Annotated in this window: 15 protein-coding genes; 8 read left to right on the top strand and 7 right to left on the bottom strand. The window is 58.7% G+C overall.

All coding sequences use genetic code 11. The features are described 5' to 3' along the window. Window positions 1-61: 61 nt before the first annotated feature. Entirely contained in the window at window positions 62-919 is an 858-nt protein-coding gene (locus GA0061102_RS18655; RefSeq protein ID WP_092851967.1) for an alpha/beta fold hydrolase, read from the top strand. Window positions 920-1,009: 90 nt separating this feature from the next. Next, window positions 1,010-1,930: an alpha/beta fold hydrolase gene (locus GA0061102_RS18650; RefSeq protein ID WP_092851965.1), complete on the top strand. Its 921-nt coding sequence runs from the start codon at window positions 1,010-1,012 to the stop codon at window positions 1,928-1,930. A 167-nt stretch (window positions 1,931-2,097) separates the two neighbouring features. Here GA0061102_RS18650 and GA0061102_RS18645 read toward each other — a convergent pair whose 3' ends face one another. The 4 genes from GA0061102_RS18645 to GA0061102_RS18630 form a co-directional block, all read right to left on the bottom strand. Beyond that, window positions 2,098-3,006 (bottom strand): TIGR03571 family LLM class oxidoreductase, encoded by a 909-nt coding sequence (locus GA0061102_RS18645; RefSeq protein WP_092851963.1) that lies wholly within the window; start codon window positions 3,004-3,006, stop codon window positions 2,098-2,100. A 168-nt stretch (window positions 3,007-3,174) separates the two neighbouring features. Beyond that, window positions 3,175-3,546, bottom strand: a complete 372-nt coding sequence (locus GA0061102_RS18640) for a PsiF family protein (protein ID WP_092852016.1) — start codon at window positions 3,544-3,546, stop codon at window positions 3,175-3,177. Window positions 3,547-3,685: 139 nt separating this feature from the next. Beyond that, entirely contained in the window at window positions 3,686-4,813 is a 1,128-nt protein-coding gene (locus tag GA0061102_RS18635; protein WP_092851961.1) for an S-(hydroxymethyl)glutathione dehydrogenase/class III alcohol dehydrogenase, read from the bottom strand. A gap of 50 nt (window positions 4,814-4,863) precedes the next feature. Further along, a complete protein-coding gene (locus GA0061102_RS18630) occupies window positions 4,864-5,697 on the bottom strand; it encodes a sugar phosphate isomerase/epimerase family protein (protein ID WP_092851959.1) in 834 nt (277 codons plus the stop codon). 230 nt (window positions 5,698-5,927) lie between these two features. On the opposite strand from GA0061102_RS18630, the gene GA0061102_RS18625 reads away from it, so the two are divergent. Next, window positions 5,928-6,857 (top strand): sugar ABC transporter substrate-binding protein, encoded by a 930-nt coding sequence (locus GA0061102_RS18625; RefSeq protein WP_092851957.1) that lies wholly within the window; start codon window positions 5,928-5,930, stop codon window positions 6,855-6,857. A 196-nt stretch (window positions 6,858-7,053) separates the two neighbouring features. After that, window positions 7,054-8,088, top strand: a complete 1,035-nt coding sequence (locus tag GA0061102_RS18620; protein ID WP_092851955.1) for a sterol desaturase family protein — start codon at window positions 7,054-7,056, stop codon at window positions 8,086-8,088. Between the two features lie 176 nt (window positions 8,089-8,264). Here the strand turns inward: GA0061102_RS18620 and GA0061102_RS18615 are convergent, their stop codons facing one another. Continuing rightward, window positions 8,265-9,305 carry a LacI family DNA-binding transcriptional regulator gene (locus GA0061102_RS18615; protein WP_092851953.1) on the bottom strand — a complete coding sequence of 347 codons (1,041 nt, stop codon included), beginning with the start codon at window positions 9,303-9,305 and terminating at the stop codon, window positions 8,265-8,267. Between the two features lie 179 nt (window positions 9,306-9,484). Between GA0061102_RS18615 and GA0061102_RS18610 the strand changes: the two genes are divergently transcribed. The 3 genes from GA0061102_RS18610 to GA0061102_RS18600 all read left to right on the top strand — a co-directional run bounded on the left by GA0061102_RS18610 (window position 9,485) and on the right by GA0061102_RS18600 (window position 12,034). Next, window positions 9,485-9,802: a MocE family 2Fe-2S type ferredoxin gene (locus GA0061102_RS18610; RefSeq protein WP_092852014.1), complete on the top strand. Its 318-nt coding sequence runs from the start codon at window positions 9,485-9,487 to the stop codon at window positions 9,800-9,802. After that, complete coding sequence (locus tag GA0061102_RS18605; protein ID WP_092851951.1) at window positions 9,799-11,040, top strand: NAD(P)/FAD-dependent oxidoreductase; 1,242 nt, start codon at window positions 9,799-9,801, stop codon at window positions 11,038-11,040. Before GA0061102_RS18610 ends, GA0061102_RS18605 begins: the two co-directional genes overlap by 4 nt. Before the next feature lie 226 nt (window positions 11,041-11,266). Further along, window positions 11,267-12,034 (top strand): SDR family NAD(P)-dependent oxidoreductase, encoded by a 768-nt coding sequence (locus GA0061102_RS18600; RefSeq protein ID WP_092851949.1) that lies wholly within the window; start codon window positions 11,267-11,269, stop codon window positions 12,032-12,034. Window positions 12,035-12,130: 96 nt separating this feature from the next. On the opposite strand, the gene GA0061102_RS18595 is transcribed toward GA0061102_RS18600, so the two are convergent. After that, entirely contained in the window at window positions 12,131-14,488 is a 2,358-nt protein-coding gene (locus GA0061102_RS18595; protein ID WP_092851946.1) for a methyl-accepting chemotaxis protein, read from the bottom strand. Between the two features lie 596 nt (window positions 14,489-15,084). Then, window positions 15,085-15,690: a TetR/AcrR family transcriptional regulator gene (locus GA0061102_RS18590; RefSeq protein ID WP_092851941.1), complete on the bottom strand. Its 606-nt coding sequence runs from the start codon at window positions 15,688-15,690 to the stop codon at window positions 15,085-15,087. A gap of 115 nt (window positions 15,691-15,805) precedes the next feature. Between GA0061102_RS18590 and GA0061102_RS18585 the strand changes: the two genes are divergently transcribed. Further along, on the top strand, window positions 15,806-16,678 hold the full coding sequence (locus GA0061102_RS18585) for a metallophosphoesterase (RefSeq protein WP_092851937.1): 873 nt from the start codon (window positions 15,806-15,808) through the stop codon (window positions 16,676-16,678). Window positions 16,679-16,687: the final 9 nt, after the last annotated feature.

The following is a 16,687-nucleotide window of genomic DNA, read 5'->3' as shown; positions in this document are numbered from 1 at the left end:
GGTTTTAATCTGCAACCACACCTGCTTGCAGCCACATAGCTGGAATAATGGAGGAGTTCCCATGACGCAGTATCGCCGCATCGACGTTGACGGGGTCGAAATCTTCTATCGGGAGGCAGGCGACGCCAATCGCCCTGCAATCCTGCTCCTGCACGGTTTTCCCGCATCCTCTTTCATGTTCCGCGAGCTGATCGATCGCCTGGCCGATCAGTTTCATCTCATTGCTCCCGACTATCCGGGCTTCGGTTACAGCTCGGCGCCATCCCGCGACGAGTTCTCCTACACCTTCGACCACCTGGCTGACGTGATGGAGAAATTCACCGACAGGATCGGCCTCGGGAAATACGCGATCTACATGCAGGACTTCGGCGGTCCGGTCGGATATCGCCTCGCCACGCGGCACCCCGAGAAGGTCTCGTTTCTGATCGTCCAAAATGCCAATGCCTACGAGGAAGGTTTGCCAGACAGCTTTTGGGAACTGCCCAGGACGCTATGGCGCGATCCCTCGCCGGAAAATTTCCGGAAAATTCGCGAGGAAGCCACCTCGGATGAGGCGCTGAAGTGGAACTACACCCACGGCGTCAAAGACATCTCGAACATAAGCCCTGACAGCTGGGTGCTGCAAAAAGCTCTCCTGGACCGCCCCGGCAACAAGGAGATCATGCTCGATCTCATCTTTGATTATCGGACCAATCCGGATCTCTATCCGGAATGGCAAGGCTACTTCCGCAAGCATCAGCCGCCGGCGCTGATCGTTTGGGGCCAAAACGACAGCATCTTCCCGCCCTCTGGCGCCTACCCCTATCAAAGAGACTTGCCGAAAGCCGATTTCAACCTCCTCGACACCGGCCACTTCGCGCTTGAGGAGCAGGCGGAGGCGATTGCAGCCCATATCAAGCGGTTTGCGGCGACGCTTTAGAAACACGCCGAAAACCCAACGCTTAGCCTCACAGCGAGCTGCGTGACGACCATCGCGCGCAGCCGCCCCTCAGCGAAAGAACTCTCTCCCATGAACACATCCGACGCCACTTTCGGCGGCACGTTTCCATTCGCGCCGCACTACACCCACGCACCCGGTTTTCGGATGCACTATGTCGATGAAGGACCGCGAGACGGTGGGGTCGTGCTATGCCTGCATGGCGAACCCACCTGGGGCTATCTGTTCCGCCACCTGATTCCTGTCCTCAGCCAGACACATCGGGTGATCGTGCCGGACCATATGGGCTTCGGCAGGAGCGAAACGCCGCAAGACCGTAGCTACTGGCTTCAGGATCACATCGACAACCTGGAGCGCTTCGTGCTCGCGCTCGATCTGAACGAAATTACGCTCGTCATGCACGATTTCGGCGGCCCGGTCGGCATGGGGCTTGCTGCCCGGCATCCAGGCCGGATTCGGCGGGTGATCTCAGCCAATGCACCAACGCCGTTCGGCCAAGCAGATCTTCTCGACAGGGTCCTGGCAAATGCCAGCACCTCGCCCTGGTTCCAATGGATCATGCAAGCGGATGCGAAAGGCAGTCTCGAGGCGGTGCTTGGACAGCTTGGCTTCAATATCCTGAGCACGCTCAAGCTCAACGGCTTCGAGAACAATGCCATCATCAACGATGGCTGGATTTCCGCCTATAGCGCGCCCTTCGCGGATCCAGCAGACTGCGTTGGTGCGATCGGCTGGGCAAAGGGCTTTGCCACCGGCGCCCATAGCTTCGAGACGCCCGATGCCGCGGCCAACCAGGCGATCCGCACCAAACCCGCCTTGGCAATCTGGGGAGACGCGGACCGCACGCTTGGCGCCGAGCATTTCCTACCGCTGTTTGCGGCCATCTTCCCGGCCGCCCAGACCATCCGCCTGCCCGGCGTTGGGCACTACTGTTTTGAGGACGCCCCAAATACAGTCGCCAGCTTGATCTCGGACTTCATCCGTCAGTCCTAACGGCGCTTCGACTGAGTTATAGATCTGAAACGGTGAGCCGGGCGAATTTTCGCCCTTCGTAGTTTTAAAATGAAACTATCTTTATGCTATCTGGCGATGGTAACTTGCGTCTCTCGCAGACTACGACATTGCCGAATCTGCAGCAGCCGGGTTGACAATGCAGTCGCCTAGCGCAGCGCCGGCATGATATCTGCGGCGATTTCATCCATAACCTCGGTGGCCGGTCTGCCTTCCGAAATCAGGTTGAATGCGACATGCTGAATGCCGGCCTCGCGCATGGCCGACAGTGTATCGATCAGCCCTCGTCTACCTGTCCTGCCTCCAAGATTGATCTCCTCATATGTCGCATCGGGTTTGTCGAGCAGTTCCAGAACCATGGACTGGCCGAAACCACGAAACTCGGTCGTGACCTTCGTTTGCGCGTTGCGCCAGAGCGTCAACCGATCTTTCTGCACGGACAGCGAACGATAATATGTCATCCATCCCGCCGCGTTTCGCGCGATCCATTCAAGCGATTGTGCCGACGAACCTACCGCCACCATCGGGATGCTCGTCCCCTGCAAGCTCGGCCTTATGGCGAAATCGCCCCGAACTTGGCCATCTTCATTGATGACGGCTTGATCGGGGCGCAGCGCTGCGGCAAGGCGCTCCCAATGGGTCTGGAAAAGAGCCTTGCGGCTTTCAACGTCTCTGCCGAACATTTCATATTCGCTGGGCCGGTCGCCGGAGCCGAGCCCCAGAACAAACCGTCCCTTGGAGAGGGCCGCGACAGAAAGCGAAGCCTTGGCAATATGAAGAGGATGCCGCAACGGCAGGACGATTGCGCCCGTCGCCAGGCGGATATTGGAAGTGGCGGTCGCCAGCGCTCCGAGGAAAACCCATGGATCCGCATGTCCGATCGGGTCGGGATAGCTCTCGCTGTTGAGGGGAACATCCCTCACCCACAATGCATCGAAGCCTAATCTGTCGGCATGGCCAGCGATGCCGAGCTGAACATCGAATTGCACATCGGCAAGCGTTCTCGTCTGAGCCGGCAAGACGATACCGAATGAAAGCTGGTCCCTGTGAAAAAACACTGTGCGCCCCGAAACATATTGCCCTGACAAAGAGATAAGGACGATCGTCTTCTAGAAAAGGGTGCGCTGTGGAAGAACTGGCTCTTGCCTGGGATGCCATGGTCCGCCCGATATTGACGGACCATATTTTGGTGGCGGATGGAAATCCGAGCAGAGGTTCGCCGCAGCTTAGCCAGCAGCGATGCACTGCTTGACGAAGTCGCGCAGCGCTTTCTTTTCCAGACCCTTGGCCGTGCCTTGATCGTGACAGGTCTTGCGCTTCGCCAGGACCGGGTACTTCTGCTGAAGGCAGCTCTTGACCGAATCCCTGCGTGCCTGACCCTTGAGGCCCTGTCCGGTCGCATCCTGTCGGCAGGCCTGCCGCGCCGTTTTGATTTCATCCTTCGACGGCATGGCCGAAGATGGTGCCGAAGCGGATGGGGCGGTGACGGGAGCCTGCGTTGCGGTGGTCGCAGGTGTGGTCGTCTGTGCAAAAACCACAGTCGCCGAGGACAGGGCGAAGAGAGCGGCGGCGGTCACACTTAGCAGCTTGCGGGTCATGGGCATATCCTTTTGCCTGAAGGCCATTCTGTTCAAGCCGCCGACCTCATCCCGAGATCGGCGTGATTCTTGAACGATGGTCATCGGCATATCCGTCGCTCGGATTGCCAATAAATTTCCGACTAGCTTGCCGACCCCGTCAGTAGATGACGACGCCCCTGACACTCTTTCCGGAATGCATGAGCTCGAAGCCCTTGTTGATGTCTTCCAGCGGCATGGTGTGGGTGATCATCGGATCGATCTCGATCTTGCCTTCCATGTACCAGTCGACGATCTTCGGCACATCGGTGCGGCCGCGGGCGCCGCCGAAGGCCGTCCCCATCCACGAGCGGCCCGTCACCAGCTGGAACGGACGCGTCGAGATCTCCTGGCCGGCGCCGGCAACGCCGATGACCACCGACTTGCCCCAGCCGCGATGCGAGGCTTCCAGCGCCTGGCGCATCACCTTGGTGTTGCCGGTGCAGTCGAAGGTATAGTCGGCGCCGCCGATCTGGTCGGCACCGCGCTTCGTCATGTTGACGAGATAGGGCACGATGTCGTCGCCGACCTCCTTCGGATTGACGAAATGCGTCATGCCGAAGCGCTCGCCCCATTCCTTCTTGTCGTTGTTGAGATCGACGCCGATGATCATGTCGGCGCCGGCAAGCCTGAGGCCCTGGATGACGTTGAGGCCGATGCCGCCGAGACCGAAGACGATCGCCGTTGCGCCCATCTCCACCTTGGCGGTGTTGATGACCGCACCGATGCCGGTGGTGACGCCGCAGCCGATATAGCAGATCTTGTCGAAAGGCGCGTCCGGGTTGACCTTGGCAACGGCAATCTCCGGCAGCACGGTGTAATTGGCGAAGGTCGAGCAGCCCATATAGTGATGGATCTTGTCCTTGCCGATCGAGAAGCGCGAGGTGCCGTCCGGCATCAGGCCCTGGCCCTGGGTCGAGCGGATCGCCGTGCACAGATTGGTCTTCCGGCTGAGGCAGGAGGGGCATTCGCGGCATTCGGGCGTATAGAGCGGAATGACATGATCGCCCTTCTTCACCGAGGTCACCCCCGGTCCGACATCGACGACGATGCCGGCACCCTCATGGCCGAGGATGGCCGGGAACAGGCCTTCGGGATCGGCCCCCGACAGGGTGAAATCGTCGGTATGGCAGATACCGGTCGCCTTGACCTCGATCAGCACTTCGCCGGCTCTTGGCCCCTCAAGCTGAACCGTCATCACCTCAAGCGGCTTGCCGGCCTGCACCGCTACGGCTGCTCTTACGTCCATGGAAATCCCTCCAGAATCAGTAGTCTATCGCTGATATTTCGTTTGATTTGCTAGCTTGACGTCTTTGCCCACAAATCACGTATTTCCTGCCTCATAAGCAGGGATTCTTCCCACCGATCGGTGGTGTCTTCGCCGTCCCTTCCGGTGATGGCATAGGGTTTCGGTCCCAACTCGCAGGTGAAGGCAAGCGTCGCATCCTTGGCCGCGCGTTTGCGCCAGCTCCTGAAGCCATAGTCCCACCAGCCGAGGAAAAGATCGACCCAAGGCCTGTGATGCGGAAAGGAAATCTCGATCTGGACCTGCTCACGGGAAGCAACGCGGCCGTGAAAGGCCCAGGAACTATCCAGTATCCGATGAATAAGGGCGTGATTTTCGTCGGATACGGGCCAGGCGAATTCCCGGCCGACCAGGAAATGGGAGATGTCGCCCAGCAGCTGCAGGTCCGGCAGCCGATCGAGCAGGTCGAGCGTGAAGAACAGATCCGTCGTCATCCGGTCGCGATGCGTCTCGATCCAGACGTCGATGCCGGCCTCTTCCGCCAGCCGTTGCCAGCCTTCCAGCAGGGGAATGCAATCTTCAAGCCGCCGCAACCGCACGTCGGGCTGGAGACAGATATGATGGACATTGTATTCGGCGGCGACCTCTAGCGCGGGCTTTAGATCGTCGACGGTCTTTGGGAAGCATTGCCCCTCCGCCTGCAGACCATGCTGCTTGAGGAGGCCTGCAATACGAGCAACGAGATTGCGATCATACCAATGGGTGCTGATGCCATCGAAACCGGCGGCGGCGATCTTTTCGATATTCTCCTCCAGAGAAAGCTCCGGAAATCGTGCGCTGCGTCGCTCCATGGACCAAAGCGACTGGAATATGAGCAAATCCTGCATAGTTCCTCCCGTACCAGTAAGCTGCTCAGATCATGAATTCGATGGCTTTGCCAGTCAGCGCGATGATGGGTTTTGATCATGGCCGCGTTTCATTGCAAAGCGGATGTATTCGCTTGGCCGAGAGCCAGCGGCGTGATGGTTTTTCATCAAAATACTCTCGGACGCCGACCGGCTCCATCGTTAACTCTTGCCTAGCGGTCACTTGGGCCGCAGTTTCCTGGGAGGAAAACATGTTCAAGTTTTTGAGTGCAAGCGCGCTCGCTCTCGTGCTGTCGTCACAAGCTCATGCCGCCGATCGGATCGGCGTCTCTATGGGCTACCTCACGACCAATTTCCAGACCTTGATCGCCAATGGCATGCAGGACTATGCCAAGACCAAGAGCCTCGACCTGCAGGTGGTGGACGCCGCCAACGACGTCAACAAGCAGCTCGATCAGGTGCGCAACTTCGCAGCCGGCGGCGTCTCGGCCATTATTGTCGATCCGGTGGATTCAGACGGCACGCCGGCCATGAGCAAGATAGCAGAAGAGGCCGGCATTCCGCTGATCTACGTCAACATCCAGCCGACCGACCTGACGACGCTCGCAAAGAAGCAGGCCTTCGTCGGATCGAATGAAACCGAATCCGGCACGCTCCAGACCAAGGAAGTCTGTCGCATGCTCGGCGGCAAGGGCGATGTCGTCGTCATGGTCGGCGACCTCAGCAGCCAGGCCGCGCGCCAGAGAACGCAGGACGTGCATGACGTACTGAAATCAAGCGAATGCAGCGGCATCAAGGTGGTGCGCGAGCAGGTGGGCAATTGGAGCCGTGTCGATGGCGCCGATCTCGTTTCGAACTGGCTGACCTCCGGCCTGACATTCAATGCCGTCATCGCCAATAACGACGAGATGGCGCTGGGCGCTATTTCCGCGATCAAGAACGCCGGCGGCTCGACCGACAAGACGATCGTTGCAGGTATCGATGCGACGCCGGATGCGCTGCAGGCAATGAAATCAGGCGATCTCAAGGTAACCGTATTCCAGGACGCCAAGGCGCAAGGCCGTGGCGCCATCGATACAGCGGTGAAGGCGATCAAGGGCGAGCAAATCGACAGGGAAGTCTGGATCCCCTTCAAGCTGGTGACGAAGGACAACATGGTTCAGTTCGAAAGCCTCAACTGAAGAGGCAAGCGCCGGCAACGAGGAGCACGGCTGGCGATGCACGGGAAGGAGTGGCCTCCGGTCTCTCCTTCTCGCCCCCGACTTCAGGCTGGCGCACTTTCCGCCGCCGTGAGCAAATTTCATCAAATCAATGCTGTCGTTTCCAGCCGACGCCGCTGACACTGACCGCATAGTTCCGCCAACTGGGAGGCACCTCATGGACGACACGCTATACGGCACGCGCGACAAGCGCGGGGACTGGAAACCCAACAAGCTTCTGCAATATCCGCCTGTCTTCATCTGGCCGGCCAAACCGATCGCATTCCTGAAATGGTTCTTCGGCTATCCCGGCTACCTGATGCCCTGGAATGTCGTCTACGCCGTTGTCGCGACGTTGTTGTGGCTCTATGCGACGCCCTCCATGGAGACGATGAAAACACTGGCGCCGGGCTGGATCGCCTATCTTCTCCTGCGCAATGCCACCTTGGTTTTCCTGTTCTTCGGCGCCTTTCACCTGCGCCTTTATATGCAGAAGAAGCAGGGCACGAGCTTCAAATACAATAGCAAGTGGCCGTCGAAGGATAACTCTGCCTTCCTCTTCGGCAACCAGACCGTCGACAATGTAATCTGGACCTTCGCAAGCGCCATACCCCTCTGGACGGCCTTCGAGGTGCTGACACTTTGGGCCTTTGCGAATGGCATCATTCCCTACGTCGATTTTGCCGAGCACCCGATCTATTGCATTGTCATTATGCTGCTGATCCCGGCATTCCGCGATCTGCATTTCTATCTCGTGCATCGTCTGATCCACTGGCCGCCGCTCTACCACGCGGTCCACAAGCTGCATCACAACAACGTCAACCCCGGCCCCTGGTCAGGGCTTGCGATGCACCCAGTCGAGCATCTTTTGTATTTTTCGGGCGTTCTCATCCATTGGATCGTACCGTCCAATCCGATCCACGCCTTGTTCCATCTGACGCATGCTGCTCTCGCTCCAGCACCGGGCCATGCCGGCTTCGACAAGATCGTGATCAGTGAGGATGCTGGGATCGATACCCACGCCTATGATCATTATCTCCACCACAAATTCTTCGAGTGCAATTACGCCGACGGTGTCATCCCGCTCGACCAGTGGTTCGGCACCTTTCACGACGGCTCGAAAGAGGCCGAGGACCGTATGAACAAGCGCTTCATGGAGCGCGCCAAGAAATATGCAGAGAAACAGGCCCGCCGCTCCGGCACACCGAGCTGAGGCGGACTACGGCCGGCCAGATCTTTGCGGCTATTGCAACGATATCAGGGCCCTGCCGAGTGACCTTAGTGTTCCATATGCATCATTTTCGCTCTCCCCCCGCCACCGATTTAAGCGGTTGATGATGGCGGGAAATACCGGAGCCTGCGGCCCTCCTTCCGCAGGCTCCGGATTTATCACTTATCGGTGACTTGATGTTGGCCAATATTCTCTGCCGTATAGGTCAGGAACGGCACCGGGTCCTCGCTGACAGGCACGTCGATGATCCCCATTCGCGATAGGATGGTATCCAACGCGCGCCTTGCCTGGGTTTCCGGCGCCTGATCGAGAACGAGCGTCATCAGCCCCGATGATATGAAGCGGCGAGTCTCGTCGTTGAGTTCATGCCCTATCCAGACGAACTCGCTTCCTCGCTGTTCCCGAAGACGCTGAAGCACTGAGCCGACGCCGAGATTGGCGCCGCCGGCATTGTAGACGCCGACAATATCCGGACAGCGACGCAGCGCCTGCGTCATCATCTCGGCGGATTTCACATCGTCATCCAGGCCGAAGACCACCTCTGAAAACTGCAGTGCGGAGCTGCCATCGGACCCGAGATAATCGGAGAAGCCGCGAATGCGCTCCTTGTGAATCTGATAAGCCCAGCTATGACAGATAGCGACGATGCTTCCCTTCGCATGCCGAAGCATGCGCGACATGTAGAATCCGGCGGTTCGGCCCGCGGCATAATTGTCGATCCCCACGAACACGTCATCCCTACCGGTGAGGTAGGAGACGATCTGGACGACTTCGATGCCGGCGGCGCGCGCCTTTCGCAAGCTCTCTCTGATTTTCGGATGATCGATGGCCACGACGATCAAGCCATGCCGTCGAATGCCGCTATTGGCGATATGTGCGGCAAATCTTTCGATGTCGCTCTCTTCGATAAAGGTCCGGTGGACTGTAATCGAGCTATCCAACGAGGCGGCGACCCGCTCAAAAGCACGATTGAGCCTGCTGAAGAACGGTGATTCCGGCCGCACCAAGACAACCTCGATGCGGATCGTGCCGCGATAAAGGCTTGGTATCAGCCCCTTATAACCCAGCCGCTTGGCTGCCAGTACCACCTTTTCCGCTGTCTGCGGCCTGACGCTGCCGCGTTCATTCAGAACGCGCTCCACGGTCGCAATGCCGACACCTGCAGCCGCGGCGATATCCACAAGACGTGCCTTCTTCATTCCGCTCCTCCTTGATGAAAAATGATCATAATCGGCGTGGAAAGTGAAGGCCTATCTCGCGCATGCTCTAAACCAGCCGGGAGGAGAAAACCAAGCGCGATCAAAGCGCAATGTCGACTTGCTCCCAGCATCAGATGATGGCTTTCGCGTTTTGTGACAGCTGCAATGAGGAGGAAGAAATGACGACCTGGGTTGATGCCTGCGCTGCCGATGAAATCGATCAGGAGGATGTTGTCCGTTTCGATCACGCCGGAAAAACCTTTGCGATCTATCGCAGCCCTGACGACGAGTATTTTGCGACGGATGGGCTTTGCACTCATGAAAAGATCCATTTGGCCGATGGGCTCGTCATGGACGACATCATCGAGTGTCCGAAGCACAATGGCCGCTTCAGCTACAAGACCGGCGAGGCACGCGGCGCGCCGGTCTGCATCAATCTGAGAACCTACCCGGTCAGAGTGGAAGGCGATCGCGTCATGATCGGTGTCGGAGTATGAGCGGCGATACGGGCATCATCATCGTCGGCGCCGGCGAATGCGGCGCCCGCGCCGCGCTGAGCCTCAGAGGGAACGGCTACGAGCACTCCATTACCCTCATCGGCGACGAGGTGCATCTTCCCTACGAGCGGCCGCCGCTTTCCAAGCAGGTTTTGCTCGATGAGGCAGAGCCCAAAGCGTCCGCCGTTCTCGACGACGCCGTGCTGGGCGCGCAGGCAATCGAGCATATCGGCGGAGCATCGGCGAGCGCCATCGACACATCCGGAAAGCAGCTGATCCTCTCGGATGGCCGGGCGCTGCCTTACGACAAATTGCTGCTGACGACGGGGGCGACACCCAGGCAATTACCGAACGCGCCTTCCAGCGGCCGGATCCTTTATCTGAGAACGATCGACGACGCGCTGGCGCTTCGCTCCTCGATCCGTGCCGATATGCATGTGGGTGCGCTTGGGGGCGGTTTCATCGGTCTTGAGGTCGCCGCCTCCGCGCGCAGGCGTGGAGCGAGAGTCACGGTCATCGAGTCGCAGGAGCGCATTCTCAAGCGCGGCGTGCCAGAATCGATCGCTGAAACGATCGCAGCCCTGCATCAGCGCAACGGCGTGGCCTTGAAATGCGGTGTGGCGGTTCTGGGGATCGAAGCGGACGAGCAGCAGGTCGGTATCTCCCTTTCCGATGGAGATGTGATCGCGGCGGATGTGCTGGTCGTTGGGATCGGCGCGCAGCCGCGCACCGAGCTTGCCGCTCAGGCCGGGATTGCAATCGATAACGGCATTGCGGTCAACGAGCGCCTGGAAACGTCGGTGACGGATATCTATGCCGCCGGCGACTGCTGTTCCTTTCCGCATCCCCTCTACGGCGGACGCCGGCTGCGCCTCGAAGCCTGGCGCAATGCCCAGGATCAGGGCATTCTTGCAGCAGCTAATCTGATGGGCGCTGCACGCAGTTTTCAGGCCGTCCCCTATTTCTGGTCCGACCAGTTCGATCACACACTACAGATCGCAGGTCTTGTCGATGAGGGACGGATGACCGTTCGGAGAGATCTGGGCGACGGCGCCTTCATCCTGTTTCATCTCGATGCAGACCAGCGGCTGGTCGCTGCAAGCGGCGTCGGGCCTGGCAATAAAGTCGCCAAGGACATCAAGCTGAGCGAGATGCTGATTGCCAAGCGCGTCACTCCGCCAATCGAGGCGCTGGCGGCCCACGCAAACCTGAAATCCCTTCTGCCACGAGCCGCGTAACAAACCATCGCACGAACGCTGCCACTGCTTGTTTTGGCCTTCAGGTCTGCGCCGGTGAATGCCGGAGCACATCAATGACGATGTGGAGCAAGGCAACGGAGGCGATTGAATGCGCTTGTTTCAGAACGATGTCGACAAGCTCCAAGATTCAAGAGATCCTTGAAGCGTCGACTTGTGCTGCGCGCCATTTTGGTTCGCACCAAGCGGGAAACGCCAAGGGGGGGAAATGACGGACCGGCTCAAGAACAAGATTGCGATCATTTCGGGGGGAGCGACCGGGATGGGTGGGGCCGCCTCGCGCCTGTTTGCGGACGAAGGTGCAAAGGTCGCGATTATCGACCGAAATGGCGCCGCGGCGGCTGAGACGGTACAGGCGATCCGCAATGCCGGTGGCACCGCCGACTATTGGGTTGCCGACGTTTCGGACGAAGCAGCCGTCAATGCTGCGGTCAAAGGCATCGAGGACCGTTTCGGTGCCGCGACCGTGCTCTTCAATCACGCCGGCACGATCGTCATCAAACCGTTTCTCGAAACCACACTCGAAGATTGGGAATGGTTGCACGCTGTCAATGTGCGCTCGATGTTCCTGATGACCAAAGCCGTTCTGCCTGGGATGATTGCAGCAGGTGGCGGCTCGATCGTTTGCACATCATCGATCTCGGCCGTCGCGGCAACGCCGATGGAGGTACTCTACGATACGACGAAGGGTGCTGTTCACATGTTCGCGCGCGCCATTGCCGTCGAATTCCGTGATCGAAACATTCGGTGCAACGCCGTTTGTCCGGGCTTTATCCGCACGCCGCATGGCTTGCGCGAGGTCGCCGAGCTGCAAGCGCTTGGCGTCGACGTTTCGGATGAAGCGATCGCCGCACAGCAGGGCCGGATTGGAGAACCGGAAGATGTGGCGCGAGCCGCTCTCTATCTCGCCTCGGATGAATCCAGCTTTGTCAACGGAATTCACCTGTTCGTCGACAACGGCTTTACCGCGATCTGACCAGCGAACCGTTCGGCAGCCGGCAGGCTTGTAGTGCCCGCTCTTCCGGAGCAGGTCCGATAGCCTTGCCGAACGGCCGATTTGGATCAAAACCGATCAGAAGTCTTCCCAGACCGGACTTGCCGCCTGCGAGGTTCTCCCGAAGGCAGATCTCAGTTTCTCGCCCAATGCTCGCTGACCGGAGGGCTGGGCGCCTGCGCCGGAAGCTCTGCCAGCCGGAGCGGCATGAGAGACCGTGTCATTTTTTCTCTGCATGGAAGCACCCAGCGAAACCACCCTCCCCGCAGCAGTGCTTAACTTGAACTGGGCGAGGCGGGCAGAGAGCGATGAGACCTCGCTGGCCAGCGTGTGTGTCGCCGCATTGGATTCCTCCACCATCGCAGCGTTCTTCTGTGTTGCGTGGTCCATCTGATTGACGGCGGTGTTGATTTCCTGGAGGCCTGTCGATTGCTCACGTGCCGATTGCACGATCGCCTGCACGTTGGTGTCGATCAGTTGGACCTCCTGAACGATCGCGCGCAGTGCTTCGCCTGTCTGGTCGACCAGGCTGACGCCCTTTTTGACCTGATCGCCAGACGAATGGATCAACGCCTTGATCTCCTTTGCCGCAGTGGCGGAGCGCTGCGCCAGCTCCCTGACCTCCTGTGCTACCACGGCGAAACCCTTGCCGGCTTCGCCAGCGCGAGCAGCTTCGACACCGGCGTTGAGGGCCAGCAGGTTTGTCTGGAAGGCGATATCGTCGATCACGCCGATGATGTTGGAGATCGACTGGGAGGATTGTTCGATGCCGGTCATGGCTTCGACAGCGCTATGGACGATCTGGCCGGATCGCTCGGCATTGCCTTTCGTGCGTCCGACCAGCGCTGCCGCCTCCTCCGCACGCGTTGTGGAATCCTTGATCGAGGTGGTGATCTGCTCAAGCGCTGCAGCAGTCTCCTCGACAGAGGCCGCCTGCTGCTCCGTCCGCTTCGCAAGATCGTCCGCGCCTGTGCGGATTTCCTCCGACCCGCTCTGGATCACCGACGCGTTTTCGGAGAAGGAGATCATGGCTGCTTGCAGTTTCTCGACCGAAGCATTGAAATTGCCGCGGATTGCATCAAGCGCCGAGGTGAAGGGCTGGTCGAGCCGGACCGTCATATTGCCGTCCGAAAGCTGTATGAGACCGGCGGCAAGCTCACCGACGGCGAATTTCACCTCCGCTTCCTGGGCGTCGTTGATACGGGCACGCTCGGCCCGTTCTGTCTCCTGTGTTGCGCGACTGACTTCCGCCTCGGCTTCCAGCCGGACCTTCTCACGGTTGCTTTCCAGCAAGATGTGCAGCGAGCGCGAGAGGTCTCCGATTTCATCGCGAGCCTCGCGATCCTTCAACGCGACATTAAGGTCACCGTTCGCGATCCGATCGGTTTCGCCGATGACGTTCTCGATGCGACGGATAAATTTCCGCGCAATCAGCCAGCCGGCAAGTCCGAGTAGAATGGCAGCGATCGAGGTGACCACGACAGCGTTTCTGACGACACTGTTAACCTGGGCGAAGACCGTGGCCTTCGGCACCACGACAACTGCATACCAGGATATGGTGTCGGTCAATTTCACCGGCTCGGCGATGGCAAAATAAATCCCACCATCAGGACCGGTTATTTCATGTTCCGTACCGGGATTGGCAATCAGCCGATCCCAGCCTGCTGTCTCGGCGCCGCCATCCTTTATGTTCTTTCCGATGAGCGCAGCGTCCGGATGGCTGATCATTCCTCCGCCGTTGGTAACGAGGCTCATGAAGCCCGTCCCCATGGGATGGATTGCGGAGATGGCCTTCTGAGCATCGTCGAGAGCCATATCCAGGCCGGCAACACCCACAGGCTTTCCATCGACCATGATCGGCTTGGCGATGGAAGTCATCAGCACCTGCTTGCCGTCGATCGCGTAGGAATAAGGCTCTATGACAACGGTCTTTCGTTGGTTGAAGGGGAGCTGGTAGTAGTCCCCTGCGCCTGACACCGTATAGTCAGCAAGAGGGACGTGGGTGATCTGGCCGCCGCTGCGAACCCAATATGGAATATAGCGGCCGGTTGCGTCGTGGCCTTCCTTGCCGGCGAAGTCTTTGTCCTTCCCATCGAAGGCGTCCGGCTCCCAACCCGTCCAGACGCCGAGCGCCGTCGGATTGCCGTCAAGCATATTCTTCAGGATTTTATCAGCTGTCGTCCGGTTTGCGTCGCCGGCGTCCTTCATAGTGGACAGGACCGTTTCCAGCGAATTGACGACGGTGATCGCCTCTCCAAGCGTCTTTTCCGACCCGGCTGCCGTGGTGCGGGCGATTTGCTGCATCTCATTGAGACTCGACTGGCGAATATTCGTATATGCAGAGTCAATAAGGATGGCGGAAGCTGCCACCGTCGCGACTACGCCGCATGCGGCTACCGAGAGAATATTGCGGCTAGTTGCAGATTTCAAAATCATATCACCACCTTATCGGGTGGCGATGCGATCACTCGGCGCGCCCCCACGTGCCTCTGAAAGAAACAAGATTCCGCGAGCGGCCAACAACAATTTGAGCCGGTTGCATCTTTAAAAATCTAGATGTTCTTGATTAAGAAACAGTATATCCAGATATCGCCTTCGCGATCCGCATTAATATGACTTTTGGTCATGAAGAAAAACGCGGCAACTTCCGAAAAACTGACTATTTTAACCTGCCATGCGTCATATATTGATGCCGCAGCGCACAATTAGACGCATCTACTAGACTTCATCCGTCGTGATGCGACCGCCCCTGGACCGGAGGCGCGGTGGACCGGCCGGCAAATAGCATAGGTGGTTTGGGCCGCACCTTACGGAGTTGGCAAGCGCCTTAACCTAGATGGCTTGCTTATGGCTGAATGTTTCGGAGCAAACTGGCCATGCAGAGAGCGCCTAACAGAATAAAACTATCAAATAGTTAGACAGACTATTTAAACTATCTTCCTAGCGTTGCTTTGCGCCTATGCAACGCTGGGCCATTACAGCCCGTTCAGGACACGCTCCTCCAAAGCGGTAGTCGCACGACAGTCTTCAACTCAATCGCTCAGAGGAGAATTCGTCGCCCTCTCGGTCAGGGTTGCAATGGCATTCCAGGACATAAGCGCGATTTCATCGCGTTCCTTGTCCGACAGCGGGGCCGGATTGAAGCGACGCCATTTCAATGTGTTGCGAATGCCGCCGCCGATATAACCGGACATCGTCGAGGACGGAAGATCCTGCAGCAGGCCGGCGGCTTTGGCCGCGCTCATCAGGCCAACGGAGTACTGTGTCACCTCATCGAAGATGGCATTCAGTTCGTCGCCCGAAATCAGCGGCACGTTGGAGAGATATTCGAACAGGAGTGCGCGCTGACGATCCTGCCAGATAAAGTCGATATAGTCGTATATGTAGCGGATGATACGCTCGCGCGGCCCGTCTGGATCCGAAGGCGAAGGAATGAGATGCGCCGCGACGGTTGAAGCCAGCCGCGCATAGACCCCGCGAATGAGATCGTCCTTCGATTTGAAGTAATTGTAGATCGAGCCGGTCGCCACCCCGGCGGCATCCGCGATCGCTGCCATGGAACATTGCAGACCGTTTGCAACGATCAGTTTGGCGGCGGCATCGAGGATGCGTTCGCGTCGGGCGGGATCTAATTCCATTCTGAATGAACCTTCATTCACCTGTCATGTCGCCTGTGTATCGATATGGCGTCTAACAGGCAAGCGTCTTTCAAGACAACCACCGGAAAGCGCACGACGCACAGGAACCGACATCATGACGGCACACACCACCTTTGTTCACCTCACCGATCTGCATGTCTCCGACCCGACGGTAAAGGACGATCACCTCTACTCGGAAACATCGAAGACGCTGGTCGCCATCCTCTCCGACGTCAAACGGCTGACACCAAGCCCAAGCTTCATCATCGCAAGCGGCGACCTGACCAATCGCGGCGATGTCGGCTCCTATGAGGAATTGAAGCGCATCATGGGTGAAGCCAACCTCGGTATTCCCGTGCTTTACGCACTCGGTAACCACGACAAGCGCGATGGCTTCTACGCGGCGATGACCGACCGCACCGAGGACCTCGGCGCGCCCTACGACCATGCCTCCGTGATCGACGGCGTCCACATCGTCGTCATGGATTCCAGCCATCCGTTCAAGGTCGGCGGCAGCTTCGAGGCCTCGCAATTTGCGTGGCTCGAAGCCGAGCTTGCCAACCACCCCGAACTGCCGAAGCTGCTTGTCATGCATCACGCTCCGGCGCTCGACGCCAATCCGGATCTCGAGTGGGAATCGCTTGCTATCGCCGACTCCGAAAAGCTGCGCACTCTTCTCGAAGGTCGCAACATCATCGGCATTCTCTCTGGTCACATCCATTTCGACCGCGTCAGCAACTGGTACGGCATCCCGGTGATCGTCGGCATCGGTCAGCATGCGGCCACCGACGTGCTCTATCTGCATGAAGGCCTGCGCATGCTATCCGGTGCATCCTTCGCAATCGGCACCGTGCGTCCATCCGGCCTGACGGTTTCCTTCGTGCCTCAGCCCTCCGAGCGGCGCGAACTGCACAGCTTCACCTTCGCCGACATGACCGAAATCCTCAGGAAGTATGAAGAGCAGGCGGCATTTGCCGCTGCTGAATGATCGGGGAGA

Source organism: Martinezella miluonensis (assembly GCF_900094545.1).
In the GTDB taxonomy this organism is placed as follows: domain Bacteria; phylum Pseudomonadota; class Alphaproteobacteria; order Rhizobiales; family Rhizobiaceae; genus Rhizobium; species Rhizobium miluonense.
This window is presented reverse-complemented; position numbering and strand designations above follow the sequence as displayed.